Here is a 19,306-nt window from a genome sequence, read left to right on the forward strand (position 1 = left end):
GCCGAATCGGGGGAGGCTGTGTCGGCCTCGGGATCAGGCTTCGTCCTTGCGGTCGCTGTGACCGAGCGGTTTGTCGGGCGCGATGAGGTCGCGTACCCGGCGTTTCAGGTCGGTGATCTCCGGGAAGCCGCCGTCGCGTTTGCGGTTCCACACGCTGGTCTCGCGGCCGTCGACAGTCACCTCGATGCGGAAGACGCCGCCCGTGGCTGGCGCCAGGGCGACCTCGCCGACCTCGGCGGCGAAGGTCTGCAGCAGCTCTCCTGCGTACCACTGGGCACGGAGGAGCCAGTTGCACTGGGTGCAGTAGGTGATGGTGATGCGTGGGTTCACGGCACTACTGCATCACACGGGCGGTCGCGCCGGGCGTGACCGCTGGGGCGTCAGGCCGGAAGGAGGGCTCGGGCGGGGTGGTTGCTGGTGACCATCCAGACGCGCTTGTCGTACACGAAACGGCGCAGGCGGCCGGGGTTGTCGACGGTCCAGACGAGGACCTTGATGTCGCGGCGGTGGGCCCAGCGCAGCAGCCAGACGTCGGCAAGACGCTGCTCGACGACGACCAGGTTGGAGCGGCAGCGGCGGATGCGGCCCTCGGGGAAGAACTCCGAGAGCTTCAGCCGGAGCAGTTTGAACGGGTGGTGGCGGAAGTCGACGCCACCGAGGGAGAGGCCGACGAGGGTCTCGGGGGCGCGGAGGTCGGCCCAGTCGCGCAGGACGCGTACGGACTCATCGACCATCGTGGTCACGATGAAGCTCTCGTTCATCACTTCGAGGGCGATCTCGGCGGCGTCGATCTCGTGCGGAAGCCCGAGGTGGTTCGACGGCGAGGCGAACTTGAGGTCGATGTGGGCGTGCTTGGCGTGGGTGGCGAGCAGCTCGAGCGCCTCCCGGTAGCGCACCAGGCGGAACGGCGCGAGCCGCGAGAGCGCCGCGTACGTTCGGTCCTCGATCTTCACCCTGCGGCCGATGCGGTCGCGGATGTGGCCGTCGTGGTGGAGGACGAACTCGCCGTCGCGGGTGCGGTGCACGTCGAACTCGACGTAGTCGACCTCCATCCGCACGGCCTCCAGAAGCGACTCCCAGGAGTTGTCACGGTGCCCCGACTGACGCGCTGCGGCGCGGTGAGCGGAGAGGAGGGCACGCTTCTGCATGCGCCCATGGAAACCCACGCATCCGACGGCACTGAAATCCTCAGGTTGCGCATAGGTGGACGTCAGGGGGCGGTTTGTCGCATGCGGTCGATACGGTGGCGGTATGACCAGCGCCGAGACCGAGGTCGTCGACCTCTGCCGTGACCTGATCCGCATCGACACCAGCAACTACGGAAACGACCCGGGCCCGGGGGAGCGGAAGGCGGCCGAGTACGTCGCGGCACAGCTCGACGAGGTCGGCATCTCCTCCGAGATCTACGAGTCGGAGCACGGCCGGGCCTCGGTCGTCGCGCAGTGGGGCGGGTCCTCCGGTGACGGGCTGCTCCTGCACGGTCACCTCGACGTCGTCCCCGCTGCCGCGGAGGACTGGCGGATCGACCCCTTCTCCGGCGAGATCCAGGACGCCCCAGGAGAAGGACTCAGCGTCTGGGGTCGAGGCGCTGTCGACATGAAGGACTTCGACGCGATGCTGCTCGCGGTCGTCCGTGAGCGCCAGCGCACCGGGCGGATCCCGGAGCGCCCGATCACGCTCGCCTTCACCGCCGACGAGGAGGCCGGCGGGATGAAGGGCGCCCACGTGCTCGTCGAGGACCACCCCGACCTGCTCTCCCACTGCACCGAGGCGGTCGGTGAGGTCGGTGGCTTCTCGACCACGGTGAAGGGACGCCGTCTCTATCTCATCGAGGCCGCCGAGAAGGGCATGGCCTGGATGAAGCTGACGGCCCGCGGCACCGCCGGGCACGGCTCGATGATCAACCGCGACAACCCGATCACCAGGCTCTCCGGTGCCATCGCCCGTATCGGCGCCCACGAGTGGCCGGTGCAGCTGACCCCGACGATGCAGACGCTGCTCGCCGCGGTCGGCGAGATCGCGGGGGAGGAGCCCACCCCGGAGAACGCCGAGCGGCTGGTGGAGGAGTTCGGTCCGGCCGCCCGGATGATCGGTGCCACCCTGCGCAACGTCACCAACCCGACCATGACCAGCGCCGGCTACAAGGTCAACGTCATCCCCACCGAGGCCACCGCCCACGTCGACGGCCGCTTCCTGCCCGGCTTCGAGGACGACTTCTTCGAGACGCTGCGCAAACTGTGCGGCGAGGGGATCGACATCGAGTTCGACCAGAACCAGATGCCCTGGGAGACCCCCTACGACGGCGCGCTCGTCGCCGCCATGGAGCGCTCGCTGATCGCCGAGGACCCCGACGCCCTGGTCGCCCCCTATCTCATGTCCGCCGGCACCGACGCCAAGCACTTCAAGCGGCTGGGGATGAGGACGTACGGCTTCGCACCGCTGCGCCTGCCCGAGGAGCTCGACTTCACAGCGCTCTTCCACGGCGTCGACGAGCGGGTCCCGGTCGACGCGCTCCAGTTCGGAGCGCGCGTCATGGACCGCTTCCTCGACCAGGTCTGAGGCACCGATCGCGCCGAGTCGGCTCGAACTGACGAGAACCAGCGCCGAGTCGGCTCGTTATGACGAGCCGACTCGACGGGGATCTTGGTCAGGACGAGCCGAATCGGCGTCGGTTCAGGGGACGAGGCGGGTGAGGGTCTCGGTGCTCACGGCGGCTACCTCGGCGTGGCCGGTGCGGTTGGCCCAGGCGGCGACGGAGATGGCGTCGCGGACCTGGAGCCGGTGCCAGGCGTCGGGCTCGCGGGGGTCGGAGCCGTAGCCCTCAAGGAACGCCTTCTCGCAGGTGTCGTTGCGGACGAAGTCCTGCGCGGAGAGCCGGGAGAGGTCGTAGAGGGCGGGGCGGAAGCCGAAGCGGCCGGAGTCGATCACGCGCACGGTGCCCCCATCGATGACCCAGCTCGTCGGCTGCCAGTCGCCGTGGGTGGGGACGAGCACCGTCGTCGGGGTCGGCCACGAGGTGATCTCGTTGCGGAGACGCTCGGTGAGGTCGGCCTCCAGGCCCGCCGTGTCCAGCGAGGCGAGGGCGCGCTCGTCGAGCTCCGGCTCGTAGTCCTCGTCCTCGACGCTGGCCTGGCCGTGGAACGTCGCCAGCAGCTCGCCGGCCTGGCGGTAGATCTCGGGGTCGTGGATGGCGGTCGAGGTGCTCGCCGGCTCGCCGTCGAGGTGCGTCATCACGATGATGCGGGCGTCGAGGTCGGCCTCGACGAGGCTCGGCGCGCGGCCGGAGTCGGTCCAGGGGGCCAGCCAGCTGCGGTGGGCCGCGAGCTCGCGGTCGAGGTGGCGTACGCCTTCTGCCATGGTCTTCACCAGGAACCGGTCGTCACCGGCTGAGAGCACGAGGGCGGTGGTGCCGGCGCGGTGCAGGGCGCTACGGTCGGCGACCACCTGGGCTCCGGGGAGCCACTGATCGAGGAGGTCGCGCTGGGCGGGGGTCAGGGTGTCGAGTGCCGAGATCACGGGCGGATCCTGCCAGCGCGGCGACCGCTCACGACGCCGTGTCGCGGGCTCATGTCCGAGTTGTTGTCGCCTTGTGGGCGACGCTTGGCTCAGATCGGCAGGACGACCTCGGCGTTGAAGGTCTCCACGACCGGTTCGCCCGCGAGGTTGGGTCCGATGCTGGTCAGGGTCGCGTTGCCGATCGGGCCGATCCGCATCCAGGTCGCCGGCGGGGCGTTGAGCACCTCGCGTACGAACCAGGCGACCACGAACGCATGCGTGACCAGCACGATCTCCTCGTCGTGGTGCTCGAACCAGAGCTTGTGCCAGGCAGCGGTCAGCTCGGTGCCGTCGAGATCGCGCTCGGCCTCCGGTACGTCCTCGAACCACTCCCAACGGTGGGTCGGGTAGTCGCCGCGACGCTCCGCCGACGGCACCGGCGTGCGGTCGGCGAGAAGGTCGGACGGCACCGGCCCCGCGCCGAGGTTCTCGGTGAGGATGCGGGCCGTCTCGGACGTACGCCGGCTCGGGCCGTGCAGGACCTGACGGACAGGACGGAAAGCGAGCCGGGTCGCGAGCGCCTGGACCTGGCGTCGGCCGAAGTCGGAGAGGCCGGGGTCGACAGTGTCCCCGCCGGCGGCTTCGCCGTGGCGTACGAGATGGATCACCCGCAGGACCCTATTATCTGGACGCGCGAGGAGCGCGGAGACGCGCTCAGACCGTCAGCCGCTGCCGGATGATCTTGCGCCGAAGCGTCACCCGGCGAGTGCCGTCGGCGGTGATCCGGACGCGGTCGAGCTCCCAGCCGCCATGCTCGGCGCGCTCGACGAGGAGCTTGGTGACGATGTTGCGGGAGAACTCACGCGAGAAGATCACCTTGTCGTACTCCCACATCACTCCCGGGCGGGGCGGACGGCGTTCGGCTCGAGCCAAGGCAGCACTCCTTCTGATGGACTACTCAGGAGAACCAGTGTGCCTGAAGAGATGTTCCCTCGGGGTGGTGTTTTCAGTCCCGGGAATCAGACGGCGGAGACGTCGTCGAGAGCGAGCGCGATCTCGGGCGGGAGAGTGAGATCGGCGACCTGCAGCGCCTCCTTGAGCTGAGCCGAGGTGCGTGCCCCGAGGATCGGCGCGGTGACGCCGGGCCGGTCGCGTACCCAGGCCAGCGAGACCTGCAGCGGCGTCCACTCCAAGCCCTCGGCGGCCTTCGCGACGGCGGTGACGATCCCGCGGGAGCGCTCGTCGTCGAAGGCGTCCACCCGGGCGGAGAAGTTCGGGTCGGCGCCACGGGAGTGCGACGGGATGCCGGTGCGGTACTTACCGGTGAGCACGCCACCCGCCAGCGGGGACCAGGCCAGCAGGCCCATCCCCAGCGCCTCGGTGGCCGGCAGCACCTCGTACTCGATGTCGCGGGCCAGCAGCGAGTACTCGACCTGCGTCGAGGCCAGCGTCGCCCGCCCGGGGACGGCCCGCTGCCAGGTCGCGGCCTGGGCGGTCTGCCATCCGCTGTAGTTGGAGACACCGACGTAGGCGGCCCGGCCGCTGCTCAGCGCCATGTCGAGCGCCGTGAGCGTCTCCTCGAGCGGCACCTCGGGGGACCAGACGTGCACCTGCCACAGGTCGACGTGGTCGATGCCGAGCCGCTTCAGCGAGGCGTCGAGGCCGGTGAGCAGGCCACCGCGCGAGGTGTCCACGCCCCGGTTGCCGCCGCGCCAGGTGATGCCGCCCTTGGTCGCCAGCACGACGTCGTCGCGACCCACGACACGCTCCTCGAGGAGCGAGCCGAGCAGCGCCTCCGAGGCACCGTCGCCATAGCCCGCGGCGGTGTCGACCAGCGTGCCGCCGGCCTCGGCGAAACCGGCCAGCTGCTCACGGGCCTCGTGCTCGTCGGTCACGCTGCCCCAGGTCATGGTGCCCAGGGCGAGAGACGAGACTCGCAGCCCAGTGGCTCCGAGGAGTCGGCTCTGCATGAGACCCAATCTATCCGGGCCGTCCGCCGTGCCCGGGCCGGACACGCTGTGCTGTGACGGCGGACACTCCGAGAGGGAGGCAGCGGTCGGGTGCTGCGTACATGCCCCTTAGAGTTTCCGCCCGTGGATTATCTGCAGGCGATCGCACTGGGCATTCTTCAGGCACTCACCGAGTTCCTGCCCATCTCATCCAGCGCGCACCTGCGCATCTTCCCCGAGCTGCTCGGCTGGGGAGACCCCGGCGCGGCCTTCACCGCCGTGATCCAGATCGGCACCGAGCTGGCCGTGGTCTTCTACATGTGGCGCAACATCCGCGACATCATCGTGACCTGGTTCCGGAGCCTCTTCAACGCCGAGCTGCGCAGCCACACCGATGCCCGGATGGGCTGGTTCATCATCGTCGGCTCGATCCCGATCGTGGTGATCGGATTCGTGATGAAGGACATCATCGAGCACGACCTGCGCAGCCTGTACGTCGTCGGCACCATGCTCGTCGTGATGGGCATCGTCCTCGGCATCGCCGACCGCATCGGCGCCAACCGCAAGCAGTTCGACGACCTGTCGTGGCGCGACGCGATCCTGATGGGCTGCGCCCAGGCCTGCGCGCTGATCCCCGGCGTCTCGCGCTCGGGGGCGACGATCTCGATGGGCCGCGCGCTCGGGTACGAGCGGGCCACCGTGACCCGCTACGCCTTCCTGCTGGCGCTGCCGGCGGTCTTCGGGGCCGGTCTGTTCGAGATGGGCGAGATCGCCCACGGCGCCAACCTCTACGGCTGGGGCCCGACGATCGTCGCCACGATCGTCTCGTTCGTCCTCGGCTACGCCGTGATCGCGTGGCTGCTGAAGTACCTCTCCCACAACACCTACACCCCGTTCGTGATCTACCGGGTCGTCCTCGGTCTCGTGGTTCTGGGGCTCCTCGGCGCGGGTGTGCTCACCGAGTGGTGATCGTGACAGACTCGGGCATGTGTCTGCTGTGCTCGATCCCTTTGGTGGCAAGAAGCCTGCCGTAACACCCGCTGCGATCGAGGAGGCAGCCGCGCGCACGATCGCCACGCGCACGGCGGTCGAACGCTCGGTCAGACTCTCGGAGAGGTACGCCGCCGAGGTCCTGCTCAAGCGGGAAGACCTGCAGCTGGGGCGCTCCTACAAGGTCCGGGGCGCCTACAACCTGATGAGCTCGCTGACGCCCGAGGAGCTCTCCCGAGGTGTCGTCTGTGCCTCCGCCGGGAACCACGCCCAGGGCGTCGCGATCTCCTGCGCCCGCCTCGGGGTGCCCGGCCACATCGTGGTGCCGACCAACACGCCCAAGCAGAAGCGCGACCGAATCACCGCCCTCGGCGGCTCGCATGTGACGCTCACCCTGCACGGCTCGACCTACGACGAGGCCTCGGCCTACGCCTACGAGCTCGGGCGCGGGCTCGGTGCCACCTATGTCTCCGCCTTCGACGACCCGCGCACGATCGCCGGGCAGGGCACGGTCGGCTACGAGCTGACCTCACAGATCGGCGATCCGCTGGACGTGCTGCTGCTGCCGGTCGGCGGCGGTGGGCTGGCCTCCGGCGTGGCGACCTGGGTGCGCGAGGTCTGGCCGCAGACCCGGATCATCGGGGTCGAGCCCGCGGGCGCCGCCTCGATGGCGGCTGCGATCGAGGCCGGTGAGCCGGTCCGGCTGGAGACGCTCGACACGTTCGTGGACGGCGCCGCGGTCGCGACCGCGGGGAAGGTGACGTACCCGATCGTCAAGGAGTACGTCGACGAGCTCGTCTCCGTGCCCGTCGGAGCCATCTGCGTGGAGATGCTCGAGCTCTACCAGACCGAGGGGATCATCGCCGAGCCCGCCGGAGCGCTCGCGGTGGCGGCCCTGAGTCAGATCGACCTGCGCGGCGCCTCGCGTGTCGGCGCCGTCCTCTCCGGCGGCAACAACGACGTCTCCCGCTACTCCGACGTGCTCGAGCGGGCGCTGATCCACCAGGGCCTGCGCCACTACTTCCTGGTCTCCTTCCCGCAGGCTCCCGGAGCCCTGCGCGGCTTCCTCGACGACGTGCTGGCCGACGGGGAGGACATCGTCGTCTTCGAGTACGTCAAGAAGTCCAACCGCGAGCACGGTCCCGCGCTGATCGGCATCGACCTCGACTCCGCCGACGGGCTCGAGGGGCTGCTCGAGCGGATGGGCGCCAGCGACCTGCTCATCGAGCGGATCGAGCCCGACTCACCGCTGTTCACGTTCCTGCACTGATGCCCGTGTCAGCCAAGGTCTTGGGGGCTTTCGCCGTCGTCGGCGCCATGATCGTCTCGGCGTGCTCCGGCGAGGCTGTCGACGCCGGTGGCGATCCCGGCCGGATCACTCACCGCGCCGTCGCAGCGGTATCGCTCTTGCACCTGCCGACCGAGACCTCCAGCCGGGCGGCCTCCTACACCGACGAGTCCACGCCGTCCGAGCAGGTCTCGGTCGACCTTCGCTACGGCGCCGACGGCGAGTACGACGGCGACCTGGTCAGCGTGGCCGTCTCGGCTCAGCCGCCCGCGGAGGCGGCATGCCGGCGCGAGCTGGGGCAGCACTGCGTCGACCTGCCGACCGAGGTGAAGAACGCCGAGATGCAGCTGCGCTGGACCGAGGAGGAGCCCGAGGAGGACCCCGGCGGCGTCGGGATCGTGCTGCTGCGCGACGGCGGCGAGACCGCCTCGATCGGCTACTCCGGCCCCACGATCACCGGCGACCCCCGCAGGCTCGACATGCCGATCAGCCTCGAGAAGCTGGTCGCCGTCGTCGAGGACCCACGGCTCCGCTACCAGGCGACCTCCTCGACCCTCACCCTCGGTGAGGAGCTCGACGACTGGAAGGGCGGGGAGCCCGACCCCGAGGCGTACGAGCTGGTGCCCAACACCGACCACGGCATCGCCCAGGCCTATGTCGGCGGCCGGGGTGGCTATGGCTACTACAAGGGCGTGATCCGGTCCCCGCTGCGCGAGCGGTTCGGCCCCGACGCCATCGGAGGGCGGCTGCTGCAGCGCTCCTCACCTGACTTCACGGACATGCCGGATGCCGACATCGACGTCCTCGCCGCGCCGTCACCGCCCGCCTGGATGACCCGTGAGCCCTGCTCGGCGCCGACGCTTCGGCGGCGCTGCGTGACCACCGACGGCACCCGTGGCCCGCTCGTCTTTGCCTGGCAGCCCGCCAACGATACTGATGTGGGTTGGGCCTGGATGATCTCGTTGCGCAAGAACGAGGTCGTCGCGGTCCGTTATCGCGGCCAGCCGATGCCGAAGGCCTTCGACGATGCCGCCTTCTTGACCGAGTGGTTTCAAGGCGAGCAGCTCGACGCGAAGGGCGGCGGCGAGGCCGACTCGGAGTTCGCCGACGACCTGTCCCTGTGGTGCGACCGGGAGCATCTCGACGCCCGTCCGGTCAAGCAGCTCGACTAGCTGCGAAACAGCGTGAACGGGGATTGCAGGGCCGACACGCGGCGCCAGGTCCGTCAAACGTGAAAGACTGGCAGCAATGAGTACCACCCCGCACCACGTAGCGTGGCTCGAAGCGAAAGCCGAGAAGTACGTCGAAGACGCAAGGGTCTTCACGAGCGCGCGGAGCAGCGACCTTCAGGTCGGCGGGCTCACGGGAGAGCAGTGGGCCACCGTGTATCGAGCCGTGGCCTACGAGCTCCGGGAGTGCGCGCGCGAGGCGGCAGAGCATCGGCAGCGCAGCTGGTGGCGCAGAGGGTAGCGACGCGGGTCAGAACCAGCCGGACCTGCGGAAGAAGATCCACATCCCGGTGATCACGCCGCCCATGAGCAGCAGCGCGAACGGGTAGCCGAACCGCCAGTCGAGCTCGGGCATGTGGGTGAAGTTCATCCCGTAGATCCCGGCGATGAGGGTCGGGACCACGATCATCGCCGCGCCCGCCGAGATCTTGCGCATGTCGTCGTTCTGCTGCAGCGAGAGCTGGGCCAGATGGGCCTCGAAGGCGGAGGACAGCAACGTCTCGAGATTCTCGATCGACTCCACGATCGAGGCGAGATGGTCGAGGACGTCGCGGAAGTAGGGGCGCAGGTCGGGGTCGATCCCGCCCTCTCCGTTGGCGAAGCGGCGCACCGGCTCGCGCAGCGGCATCACGGCGCGGCGTACCTCCGCGATCTCCCGGCGGAGCCGGTAGATCCGGGCCGAGTCGTGGGTGCGCTCGTCGGAGAAGACCGAGGTCTCGACCTCGTCGACGTCCTTGGTGAGCTCGGTGGCGACGTCCACGTAGCCGTCCACGATGTAGTCGACCACCGCATGGACCGCGGAGTAGGGCCCCTCGCTGAGGAGCTGCTCGTCGCTGTTCTCCAGCAGCTCACGGGCCGGCGCGAGCCGGGTTCCGCGACCGTGGCGGACCGTGATCACGTAGTCGGGGCCGATGAAGAAGGCGACCTCGCCCGTCTCGACGGCGTCCTCGGAGTCGACGTACCAGAGCGTCTTCACGACCAGGAACATCCCGCCCTCGTAGCGCTCCAGCTTGGGCCGCTGGTGGGCGGTCAGGGCGTCCTCGACGGCGAGCGGGTGCAGCCCGAAGGCCTCGGCGACCTCTTCGAGCTCGTACTGGCTGGGCTGGTAGAGCCCGAGCCAGACGAAGTCACCCTCGTCCTTCACGCCGCCGCGCAGCGTGGCGTAGTCGTGCGGTGCGCAGTCGATCCTGTCGCGCGCACCGCCGCGGTAGAGAGCGCTGTCGACGATCACGTTGTCAGGTTAGGGCATGCTGCGCGGCATTGTGGGTCGGCTTAGCCGGTGTGGATAGGGTCGCCAGTCGTGGCGACGATGATCCTGGTGAGACACGGCCGTACGACGGCGAACGCATCCGGCACCCTGGCCGGCCGGCTTCCCGGGGTGAGGCTGGACGAGCGTGGCGTGGAGCAGGCGGGCAGAGCGGCCGAGCGGATCGCGCCGGTCCCGCTGGCGCTCGCGGTGACCAGCCCGATGGAGCGCTGCCAGCAGACGCTGTCGGTGATCCTCGAAGGTCGCGCCGAGCAGCCCACCGTCGTCGTCGAGGACGGTGTCTCCGAGTGCGACTACGGCGAGTGGCAGGGAGAGAAGATCACCACGCTGGCGCGCCGCAAGCTGTGGAAGACGGTGCAGACCCAGCCCTCCGCGGTCACCTTCCCCGGCGGCGAGTCGATGGCCGCCATGCAGGCCCGAGGGGTCGAGGCCGTACGCCGCCACGACGCCGCCGTCACGGCCGCGCACGGCGACGCGGCGGTCTGGCTGTGCGTGAGCCACGGCGACCTGATCAAGTCGATCCTGGCCGATGCGCTCGGGATGCACCTGGACCTCTTCCAGCGGCTGCACGTCGACCCGGCCTCGATCTCGGTCGTCCGCTACGGCGAGGGGCGTCCCTCCGTCCTGGCCACGAACACGCACGCCGGCGACCTGTCCTGGCTGGCCCCGAAGCCGGCCGCGAAGAAGGGACGCAAGTCGTCGCGGCGGCGCAACGACGACGCCGTCGTGGGCGGCGGCTCGGGTCCTGAGCCTGGTCTGGATAAGGTTTGACCATGCCTGTGATGCACGCCTTCGACCCGCCCGAGCGATTCGTCGTCGGCACCGTCGGCGAGCCCGGGGCGCGTACGTTCTTCCTCCAGGCGCGTGAGGGAGCGCGAGTCGTCTCCGTGGCCCTGGAGAAGCAGCAGGTCACGGTGCTCGCCGAGCGGCTCGACGAGCTCCTCGACGAGGTGATGAAGTCGGCGCCCGCCGTGGTGCCGGCGATCGCTCCCTACGACCTCGACGACAACGGCCCGCTGGAGCAGCCGATCGAGGAGGAGTTCCGGGCCGGCACGATGACGCTGGCCTGGGACCCCGACGAGGACAAGGTCGTCCTCGAGGTCTTTCCGATCAGCGAGACCGAGATCATCGCCGAGGTCGATGAGTCGGGCCAGCTGGTCGACGAGGACGCCGTGGCGGCGATCGAGCTGGAGGAGCCGGAGCCCGACGAGGTGCTCCTGGTGCGGATCGCTCCGCGCAACGCCCGTGCCTTCGTCAAGCGGGCCGAGGCGGTGCTGGGCGCCGGACGCCCCAACTGCCCGTTCTGCGGCAGCCCGATCGACCCCGAGGGACACCTGTGTGTCCGGGCGAACGGGTTCAAGCGGCGTGACCCGGTCTGAGCCTGTGGATCCAGCTCCGGAGATCGCTCGCAGCGCCCCCGAGAACGAGGGGACGCTGGAGCTCGTCGGGCGGCTGACCACGGCCTCCAACGCGACGTTCCTGGCCACGCTCGGCGAGTCCGAGGTGGTCTACAAGCCGATCGCGGGGGAGCGGCCGCTGTGGGACTTCCCCGACGGGCAGCTCGCGCACCGCGAGGTCGCCGCGTACCTCGTCTCGCAGACGCTGGGATGGACGGTGGTCCCCGAGACCTGGCTCGGCGACGGGCCGCACGGCCCGGGGATGATCCAGCGCTGGATTCACGCCGACGAGAGCCTCGAGCCGGTGACCATCGTGCCGGAGGGGGAGGTGCCGGACGGCTACCTCCGGGTCTTCGACGGCTTCGACGATCAGGACCGGGTTGTCACCCTGGCTCACGAGGACACGCCCGGGCTGCGACGGATGGCGGTCTTCGACGCGATCACCAACAACGCCGACCGCAAGGGTGGCCACGTCCTGCCGGTCTCCGGTGGGCGCCGATACGGCTGCGACCACGGGCTGACCTTCCACGAGGAGCCGAAGCTGCGCACCATCCTGTGGGGATGGCGGGGGCAGGGCTTCGCCGACGAGGAGCTCTCCGGCATCCGGGCGGTCCACGCAGGGCTCGACGGTGCGCTGGGGCGGGAGCTGGCTGCGTACCTGACGGGTCGGGAGGTCGACGCGCTCGGCCGGCGCTGCGAGACCCTGCTCGCCGAGGGGGCCTTCCCCCGGCCGGAGTACGACCGTCATGTCATCCCGTGGCCGCCCTTCTGAGACACGTGGTCCCCGCCAAGTAGGCTGCACCCATGCGCGCATGGTCTGCACCCGAAGTCCCAGAACTGTCCGTCAAAGGGCCCGAGGTGCAGCTCTATGACCATCAGCGGGACGCGGTCGTCCCGACGGAGGGTCAGGGGCGGCGTTCGCTGTACGTCTGTGGCATCACGCCCTACGACGCGACCCACATCGGCCACGCCAACACCTACGTCGCCTTCGACCTGCTCCACCGGGCGTGGCTGAACGCCGGCTACGAGGTCGGCTACACCCAGAACGTCACCGACGTCGACGACCCGCTGCTCGAGCGGGCCGACAAGGTCGGGATCGAGTGGGAGGCGCTGGCCGAGCGCGAGACCGAGCTCTTCCGGCAGGACATGGAGGCGCTGCGGGTCGTGCCGCCGCAGCACTACATCGGCGCGGTCGAGTCGATCCCGCTGGTGCTCTCGCTGATCGGTGAGCTCGAGGAGGCCGGCGCGATCTACAAGGTCGACGAGGACGTCTACGCCTCGGTGGCCGTCGACGAGGAGTTCGGCGCCGAGTCGCGGATGTCGCGTACGGAGATGCTGGAGCTCTTCGGTGAGCGTGGCGGCGACCCCGAGCGGGCGGGCAAGAAGGACCCGCTCGACCCGCTGCTGTGGCGCGCCGAGCGTCCCGGGGAGCCGTCCTGGCCCTCGCCCTTCGGTCCCGGCCGTCCCGGCTGGCACATCGAGTGCACCGCGATCGCCCTGGAGCACCTCGGCGCCGGGTTCACCGTCCAGGCCGGCGGCTCCGACCTGGTCTTCCCGCACCACGAGATGTCCGGCTCCCACGCGCGGTCGGCCGGCAAGGACTTCGCCGAGATCTACACCCACGGCGGGATGGTGGCCTACGACGGCCACAAGATGTCCAAGTCGCGCGGCAACCTGGTCTTCGTCTCCGCCCTGCGCAACTCCGAGATCGACCCGATGGCGATCCGGCTGGTGCTGCTGGGCCACCACTACCGTGACGACTGGGAGTGGACCGACGCCAAGCTCTTCGACGCCGTCGACAAGATCGCCGAGTGGCGCAAGGCCGTCGCCCTCGGTCGCGGCGCCCCCGCGGCCCCGGTCGTCGAGACGGTCCTCGGTGCTCTGGCCGACGACCTCGACGCCCCGCGTGCGGTCGAGGCCGTCGACGCCTGGGTCGCCGCCACCCTCGGCGAGGGTGGTCTCGCCGAGACCTCCGACGCTCTCGCCGGCGAGACGATCGCGAAGGTCGTCGACGCGGCACTGGGCATCAAGCTCTGACCGCTGGCCCCAGGGGCCACATGCGTCACACCGCTCAGGCGTTTCCTGCGCTTCTCGGGTGTTGCATTGCCTGAGAAGCGCAGGGATACCCGGTTAACCGGGTATCCCTGCGCCCGGTTCTACGAGTCGTCCGTACGCCGCTTGAGGTAGCGCTCGAACTCCCGGGCGATGGCGTCACCGCTGGCCTCGGGGAGGTCGGCGGTGTCGCGGGCCTCCTCGAGGGAGCGTACGTAGTCGGAGACGTCCTCGTCCTCCTCGGCGAGGTCGTTGACGCCGCGCTCCCAGGCTCGGGCGTCCTCCGGGAGGTCGCCGAGGGGGATGGAGCACTGCAGGAGGTCCTCGAGCTTGTTGATGATCGCGAGGGTGGCCTTGGGGCAGGGCGGGGCCGCTACGTAGTGGGGGACTGCGGCCCAGTAGGAGACCGCTGGGATGTCGGACTGGACGCAGGCCTCCTGGAGCACGCCGACGATGCCGGTCGGCCCCTCGTAGGACGGCGAGTCGAGCTTGAGCCGGTCGACGAGGTCGGGCTCGGTGGCGGTGCCGGAGACCGGGATCGGCCGGGTGTGCGGAGCGTCGGCGAGGAGCGCGCCGAGGGTCACCACGAGCTGGCCGCCGAGCTCGTCGACGCATTCCAGGATCTCGCTGACGAACTGCTTCCAGCGCATGTTGGGCTCGATGCCGCGTACCAGGATGATGTCGCGGTCCAGGTCGGGCGGGGAGCAGACGGCGACCTGGGTGGTGGGCCAGGTGATGGAACGGAAGCCGTTCTCGTCGGTGCTGGTGACCGGACGGTTGACCTGGTAGTCGTAGAAGTCCTCGGGATCGATCTCGGCCACCACCCGCGCGTGCCAGACGTCCATCAGATGGTCAACCGTGCCGGAGGCGGCATCGGCCGCGTCGTTCCAGCCCTCGAACGCGGCGATCACCACAGGATCGACCAGGTCGCGGGTCTCTTCGATCTCGATCACACCTCCACCCTAGTCACCGGGACCAGGGAGTCGGTGTCGTTCACCCTGCGTACACCTTCTCAATTCCCACCTGGTGGACTGCCGGTGTCAGGATTCGGAATGAAATGGCATAGCCCGGGCACCTACGCCGTAGCGTGTTTCAGGCAAAGCCGTGCACACCACCGTGCCCGCCCGGGAGAGGAAACAAGAGTGAGTCTGCGCCCTGATGTCACCGAGACCCTGACCGCCACCCTGAAGGAGCGGATCATGGTGCTCGACGGTGCGATGGGCACTGCGATCCAACGTGACCGTCCCGACGAGGCCGGCTATCGCGGCGAGCGGTTCAAGGACTGGCCCACCGACCTCATCGGCAACAACGACCTGCTCAACCTGACCCAGCCGCAGATTATCGAGGGCATCCACCGCGAATACCTCGAGGCCGGCGCCGACATCATCGAGACCAACACCTTCAACGCCAACGCGGTCTCGCTGAGCGACTACGACCTGGCCGACCTCGCCTACGAGATCAACTTCGAGGCGGCGCGCCTGGCTCGTGCGGCCGCAGACATCTACTCGACCCCCGAGAAGCCGCGCTACGTCGCCGGCGCGCTCGGCCCGACGACGCGTACGGCCTCGATCAGCCCGGACGTGAACGACCCCGGCGCCCGCAACGTCACCTACGAGCAGCTCCGCGACGCCTACGCCGACGCGACCCGCGCGCTCCTCGAGGGCGGCTCGGACCTGATCTTCATCGAGACGATCTTCGACACCCTCAACGCCAAGGCGGCGATCTTCGCCGTCCAGCAGGTCTTCGAGGAGTACGGCCGCCGCTGGCCGGTCGTGATCTCCGGGACGATCACCGACGCCAGCGGTCGCACCCTGTCGGGGCAGGTCACCGAGGCGTTCTGGGATTCCGTACGCCACGCCGACCCGCTCCTGGTCGGCCTCAACTGTGCGCTCGGCGCCCAGGAGATGCGCCCCTACATCGCCGAGCTCGCCCGCGTCGCGGACGCCTTCGTCTCCTGCTACCCCAACGCGGGGCTCCCGAACGCCTTCGGCGAGTACGACGAGGGCCCCACGGACACCGCCGGCCACGTCCACGAGTTCGCCACCGCCGGGTTCGTGAACCTGGTCGGCGGCTGCTGCGGCACCACGCCGGCACACATCGCGGAGATCGCCAAGCAGGTCGAGGGGGTCGCGCCCCGCGACGTCCCCGAGGTCGAGCCCGCGCTGCGGCTCTCCGGCCTGGAGCCGTTCACCGTGACCGAGGAGAGCCTCTTCGTCAACGTGGGGGAGCGGACCAACATCACCGGGTCGGCGAAGTTCCGCAACCTGATCAAGGCCGGCGACTTCGACACCGCGCTCTCCGTGGCGGCGCAGCAGGTCGAGAACGGCGCCCAGGTCATCGACGTCAACATGGACGAGGGCATGATCGACGGGGTCGCGGCGATGACCCGGTTCCTGACCCTGGTCGCCTCCGAACCCGACATCTCCCGGGTCCCGATCATGATCGACTCCTCCAAGTGGGAGGTCATCGAGGCTGGCCTCAAGCTCGTCCAGGGCAAGCCGATCGTCAACTCGATCTCGCTCAAGGAGGGCGTGGAGTCCTTCGTCGAGCACGCCGAGCTGTGCAAGCGCTACGGCGCTGCCGCGGTCGTGATGGCCTTCGACGAGGACGGCCAGGCCGACTCCTACGAGCGCCGGATCGCGGTGTGCGAGCGGGCCTACCGGATCCTCGTCGACGAGGTCGGCTTCGACCCCGACGACATCATCTTCGACCCGAACGTGTTCGCGGTCGCGACCGGGATCGAGGAGCACGCGACGTACGGCGTGGACTTCATCGAGGCGGTTCGCTGGATCAAGCAGAACCTTCCCGGGGCGAAGGTCTCCGGCGGCATCTCCAACGTGAGCTTCTCCTTCCGCGGCAACAACCCCGTGCGTGAGGCGATCCACGCGGTCTTCCTCTACCACGCGATCGAGGCGGGCCTGGACATGGGCATCGTCAACGCCGGCGCGCTGGTGCCCTACTCCGAGGTCGACCCCGAGCTGCGGGACCGGATCGAGGACGTCGTGCTCAACCGGCGCGCCGACGCCGCCGAGCGGCTGCTCGAGATCGCCTCGAAGTACAACAAGGACTCACCCGAGGCGGAGGCCAAGGCCGAGGCCTGGCGCGAGCTGCCGGTCGGCGAGCGGATCACCCACGCGCTGGTCAAGGGCCTGGATGCCTACGTCGAGGCCGACACCGAGGAACTCCGCGCCGAGATCTCGGCTCGTGGCGGCCGTCCGATCGAGGTCATCGAGGGACCGCTGATGGACGGCATGAACGTCGTTGGCGACCTGTTCGGTGCCGGCAAGATGTTCCTGCCGCAGGTGGTCAAGAGCGCTCGGGTGATGAAGAAGGCGGTCGCCTACCTGATCCCGTTCATCGAGGCCGAGAAGAAGCCGGGCGACGCCGAGACCACCAACGGCACGATCATCATGGCCACCGTCAAGGGCGACGTCCACGACATCGGCAAGAACATCGTCGGCGTGGTGCTGCAGTGCAACAACTACGACGTGATCGACCTCGGCGTGATGGTGCCTGCGCAGAAGATCCTGGACGCCGCCAAGGAGCACGACGCCGACATCATCGGCCTCTCCGGCCTGATCACGCCGTCGCTGGACGAGATGGTCGGCTTCGCGACAGAGATGCAGCGGGTCGGGCTCGACCTGCCGCTGCTCATCGGCGGAGCCACCACCTCACGGGCCCACACCGCGGTCAAGATCGACAAGGCCTACGACGGCCCCGTCGTCTGGGTCAAGGACGCCTCCCGCTCGGTGCCGACCGCGGCAGCCCTCCTCGACGCCGGCCGGCGCGAGAAGCTGATGGCCGAGGTCAAGGTCGACTACGACTCGCTGCGCGCACGGCACGCCGAGCGGCGCGAGCGGGTGTCCCTGACGTACGTCCAGGCGAAGGCCAACAAGCCCGAGATCGACTACTCGCTGCTGCCGGCGAAGCCGGCGCAGCCCGGCGTGCACACGTTGCTGGAATACCCGATCGCGGAGCTGCGGGACTACATCGACTGGCAGCCGTTCTTCAACGCGTGGGAGATGAAGGGGCGCTTCCCCGACATCCTCAACAACCCGGCCACCGGCGAGGCCGCGCGCAAGCTCTACGACGACGCGCAGGAGATGCTCGACAAGATCATCGAGGAGAAGTGGCTCGAGGCGCGCGGCGTCTACGGCCTCTTCCCGGCGAACTCGACCGGTGAGGACGTGGTCGTCTACGCCGACGACTCGCGCACCGAGGAGCGCGCCACGCTGTTCCAGCTGCGTCAGCAGGGCCAGCACCGCGACGGGATCTCCAACAAGTCGATGGCCGACTTCGTCGCGCCGGTCGGCGAGGGGGCCGACCACGTCGGTGCCTTCGCGGTGACCGCCGGGATCGGACTGCCCGAGCGGGTCAAGGCGTTCAAGGACGCCATCGACGACTACTCCGCGATCCTGCTGGAGGCTCTCGCCGACCGCCTTGCCGAGGCGTTCGCGGAGCGGCTCCACGAGCGCGTACGCACCGAGTTCTGGGGTTACGCCGCCGACGAGGGCAAGCTTCCGAACGAGGACCTGATCGCCGAGAAGTACTCCGGCATCCGCCCCGCTCCGGGCTACCCGGCCTGCCCCGACCACACCGAGAAGCAGACCATCTGGTCTCTCCTCGACGTCGAGAAGAACACCGGCATCGAGCTCACCGAGTCGATGGCGATGTGGCCGGGCGCGTCGGTCTCGGGCCTCTACTACGGCCACCCCGACTCGCAGTACTTCGTCGTCGGCCGTATCGGTCAGGACCAGGTCGCCGACTACGCCCGGCGCAAGGGCTGGACGATGACCGAGGCCGAGCGCTGGCTGTCGCCGAACCTGGGCTACGACCCGGAGGACTGATCCTCGGGGTTGTCCAGCCACGCCGGCGGGACCTGACCGACGCTGACCACGTTCCAGAACGCGGTACGCCGCGTCAGGATCGTGACGAGGTGGTAGCCGTCCGGGTGGCGGGTGAGCACACCCGCCACCGGGTCGCGCTCCCGGTCGAGCCTCAGCGGGATGACGTGGGCCCAGGTCTCGGTGGCCGGGTACCAGTACGCGCCGACCGTCGAGGCGTCCCAGGTGCCGAGGGCGGCATTGGCCTCGGCGACCGCGGGCCGGAGCCGGGCCAGGAGCTCCTCGGGCTCCATGCCGGCGCGGTCGGCGTGGTCGTAGGCGATGTGCAGACCGCCGACGGATGTGATCCGTGAACCGTTGTCGAAGGCGGGCGGCGCCCAGCTCTCCAACGCCGTCCGGCAGCGCTGGCAGTCGTCGTCGCGGCTCCAGTCGGCGAACTCGACGTCGTCGACGGCCAGGTCCTCGCCGCGGCTGGTGACCAGGACCAGCCGCAGCCCGTCCTGGTCGCGCAGCGGCAGCGGGTTGTGCTCGAGCCCGTCGCGGAAGTGCAGCAGCGCTGAGGCCTCGTTGACCCCGATCCGGTGGACGACCGCGCTGCGCAGGCCCTGCAGCCGCGCCTTCGGCGACTCCTGCCGGAGCAGCGCCGGATCGACCAGGTCGGCGAGCCACTCGACCAGGTCGACGGTGAGCAGCCGCTCGGCCTCAGCAGGCAGCACGAGACGGGAGATCGGGAGCCATGCGGGACACCGTATCCGTCTCCCGGCCGCACTCGCCGACCGCGGATAGGCTCGGACG

At 69.5% G+C, this 19,306-nt stretch carries 19 protein-coding genes; 10 read left to right on the forward strand and 9 right to left on the reverse strand.

Going from position 1 to position 19,306, the window contains the following annotated elements:
- Positions 1–33: 33 nt before the first annotated feature.
- Together ACIO3S_RS09570 and ACIO3S_RS09575 are read right to left on the reverse strand one after the other, a co-directional pair.
- Entirely contained in the window at positions 34–330 is a 297-nt protein-coding gene (locus ACIO3S_RS09570; RefSeq protein WP_400462251.1) for a SelT/SelW/SelH family protein, read from the reverse strand.
- A gap of 50 nt (positions 331–380) precedes the next feature.
- Complete coding sequence (locus ACIO3S_RS09575) at positions 381–1,148, reverse strand: glycerophosphodiester phosphodiesterase (RefSeq protein WP_400462254.1); 768 nt, start codon at positions 1,146–1,148, stop codon at positions 381–383.
- Positions 1,149–1,251: 103 nt separating this feature from the next.
- On the opposite strand from ACIO3S_RS09575, the gene ACIO3S_RS09580 reads away from it, so the two are divergent.
- Complete coding sequence (locus ACIO3S_RS09580) at positions 1,252–2,559, forward strand: M20/M25/M40 family metallo-hydrolase (RefSeq protein WP_400462257.1); 1,308 nt, start codon at positions 1,252–1,254, stop codon at positions 2,557–2,559.
- A 114-nt stretch (positions 2,560–2,673) separates the two neighbouring features.
- Here ACIO3S_RS09580 and ACIO3S_RS09585 read toward each other — a convergent pair whose 3' ends face one another.
- The 4 genes from ACIO3S_RS09585 to ACIO3S_RS09600 form a co-directional block, all read right to left on the reverse strand.
- Positions 2,674–3,516, reverse strand: a complete 843-nt coding sequence (locus tag ACIO3S_RS09585) for a phosphotransferase family protein (RefSeq protein ID WP_400462260.1) — start codon at positions 3,514–3,516, stop codon at positions 2,674–2,676.
- Between the two features lie 89 nt (positions 3,517–3,605).
- Positions 3,606–4,163 (reverse strand): histidine phosphatase family protein, encoded by a 558-nt coding sequence (locus ACIO3S_RS09590; protein WP_400462263.1) that lies wholly within the window; start codon positions 4,161–4,163, stop codon positions 3,606–3,608.
- Between the two features lie 46 nt (positions 4,164–4,209).
- Positions 4,210–4,389 (reverse strand): DUF5703 family protein, encoded by a 180-nt coding sequence (locus tag ACIO3S_RS09595; RefSeq protein WP_160028907.1) that lies wholly within the window; start codon positions 4,387–4,389, stop codon positions 4,210–4,212.
- Positions 4,390–4,514: 125 nt separating this feature from the next.
- A complete protein-coding gene (locus ACIO3S_RS09600; protein WP_400462266.1) occupies positions 4,515–5,465 on the reverse strand; it encodes an aldo/keto reductase in 951 nt (316 codons plus the stop codon).
- Positions 5,466–5,588: 123 nt separating this feature from the next.
- Between ACIO3S_RS09600 and ACIO3S_RS09605 the strand changes: the two genes are divergently transcribed.
- The 4 genes from ACIO3S_RS09605 (at position 5,589) to ACIO3S_RS09620 (ending at position 9,192) form a co-directional block, all read left to right on the forward strand.
- Positions 5,589–6,413 (forward strand): undecaprenyl-diphosphate phosphatase, encoded by an 825-nt coding sequence (locus ACIO3S_RS09605; RefSeq protein ID WP_400462269.1) that lies wholly within the window; start codon positions 5,589–5,591, stop codon positions 6,411–6,413.
- Positions 6,414–6,432: 19 nt separating this feature from the next.
- Positions 6,433–7,704 (forward strand): threonine ammonia-lyase IlvA, encoded by a 1,272-nt coding sequence (ilvA, locus tag ACIO3S_RS09610; RefSeq protein ID WP_400462272.1) that lies wholly within the window; start codon positions 6,433–6,435, stop codon positions 7,702–7,704.
- Between the two features lie 5 nt (positions 7,705–7,709).
- Positions 7,710–8,894: a hypothetical protein gene (locus ACIO3S_RS09615; protein WP_400462274.1), complete on the forward strand. Its 1,185-nt coding sequence runs from the start codon at positions 7,710–7,712 to the stop codon at positions 8,892–8,894.
- A 76-nt stretch (positions 8,895–8,970) separates the two neighbouring features.
- The gene (locus ACIO3S_RS09620) at positions 8,971–9,192 is read left to right on the forward strand and encodes a hypothetical protein (RefSeq protein ID WP_400462277.1); all 222 of its coding nucleotides are present in this window, start codon (positions 8,971–8,973) and stop codon (positions 9,190–9,192) included.
- A gap of 9 nt (positions 9,193–9,201) precedes the next feature.
- Here the strand turns inward: ACIO3S_RS09620 and corA are convergent, their stop codons facing one another.
- A complete protein-coding gene (gene corA, locus ACIO3S_RS09625) occupies positions 9,202–10,182 on the reverse strand; it encodes a magnesium/cobalt transporter CorA (protein WP_400462280.1) in 981 nt (326 codons plus the stop codon).
- Between the two features lie 69 nt (positions 10,183–10,251).
- Between corA and ACIO3S_RS09630 the strand changes: the two genes are divergently transcribed.
- From ACIO3S_RS09630 to mshC, 4 genes are read left to right on the forward strand one after another with little or no spacing between them, the layout of a single operon-like run.
- The gene (locus ACIO3S_RS09630; RefSeq protein WP_160023890.1) at positions 10,252–10,989 is read left to right on the forward strand and encodes a histidine phosphatase family protein; all 738 of its coding nucleotides are present in this window, start codon (positions 10,252–10,254) and stop codon (positions 10,987–10,989) included.
- 2 nt (positions 10,990–10,991) lie between these two features.
- A complete protein-coding gene (locus ACIO3S_RS09635; protein WP_160023889.1) occupies positions 10,992–11,597 on the forward strand; it encodes a DUF3090 domain-containing protein in 606 nt (201 codons plus the stop codon).
- Positions 11,584–12,387: an SCO1664 family protein gene (locus tag ACIO3S_RS09640; protein ID WP_400462284.1), complete on the forward strand. Its 804-nt coding sequence runs from the start codon at positions 11,584–11,586 to the stop codon at positions 12,385–12,387. Before ACIO3S_RS09635 ends, ACIO3S_RS09640 begins: the two co-directional genes overlap by 14 nt.
- A gap of 32 nt (positions 12,388–12,419) precedes the next feature.
- Positions 12,420–13,652, forward strand: coding sequence for a cysteine--1-D-myo-inosityl 2-amino-2-deoxy-alpha-D-glucopyranoside ligase (mshC, locus tag ACIO3S_RS09645; RefSeq protein ID WP_400462287.1), 1,233 nt, complete (start codon positions 12,420–12,422; stop codon positions 13,650–13,652).
- A 119-nt stretch (positions 13,653–13,771) separates the two neighbouring features.
- On the opposite strand, the gene ACIO3S_RS09650 is transcribed toward mshC, so the two are convergent.
- Positions 13,772–14,620: a PAC2 family protein gene (locus tag ACIO3S_RS09650; protein WP_400462289.1), complete on the reverse strand. Its 849-nt coding sequence runs from the start codon at positions 14,618–14,620 to the stop codon at positions 13,772–13,774.
- A gap of 189 nt (positions 14,621–14,809) precedes the next feature.
- Between ACIO3S_RS09650 and metH the strand changes: the two genes are divergently transcribed.
- Positions 14,810–18,514 (forward strand): methionine synthase, encoded by a 3,705-nt coding sequence (gene metH / locus ACIO3S_RS09655; RefSeq protein ID WP_400462292.1) that lies wholly within the window; start codon positions 14,810–14,812, stop codon positions 18,512–18,514.
- On the opposite strand, the gene ACIO3S_RS09660 is transcribed toward metH, so the two are convergent.
- Positions 18,496–19,227 (reverse strand): hypothetical protein, encoded by a 732-nt coding sequence (locus ACIO3S_RS09660; RefSeq protein ID WP_400462295.1) that lies wholly within the window; start codon positions 19,225–19,227, stop codon positions 18,496–18,498. The genes metH and ACIO3S_RS09660 overlap by 19 nt on opposite strands.
- Positions 19,228–19,306 lie beyond the last annotated feature (79 nt).

It is taken from the genome of Nocardioides sp. NPDC087217 (assembly GCF_044744805.1).
Taxonomy (GTDB): Bacteria; Actinomycetota; Actinomycetes; order Propionibacteriales; family Nocardioidaceae; genus Nocardioides.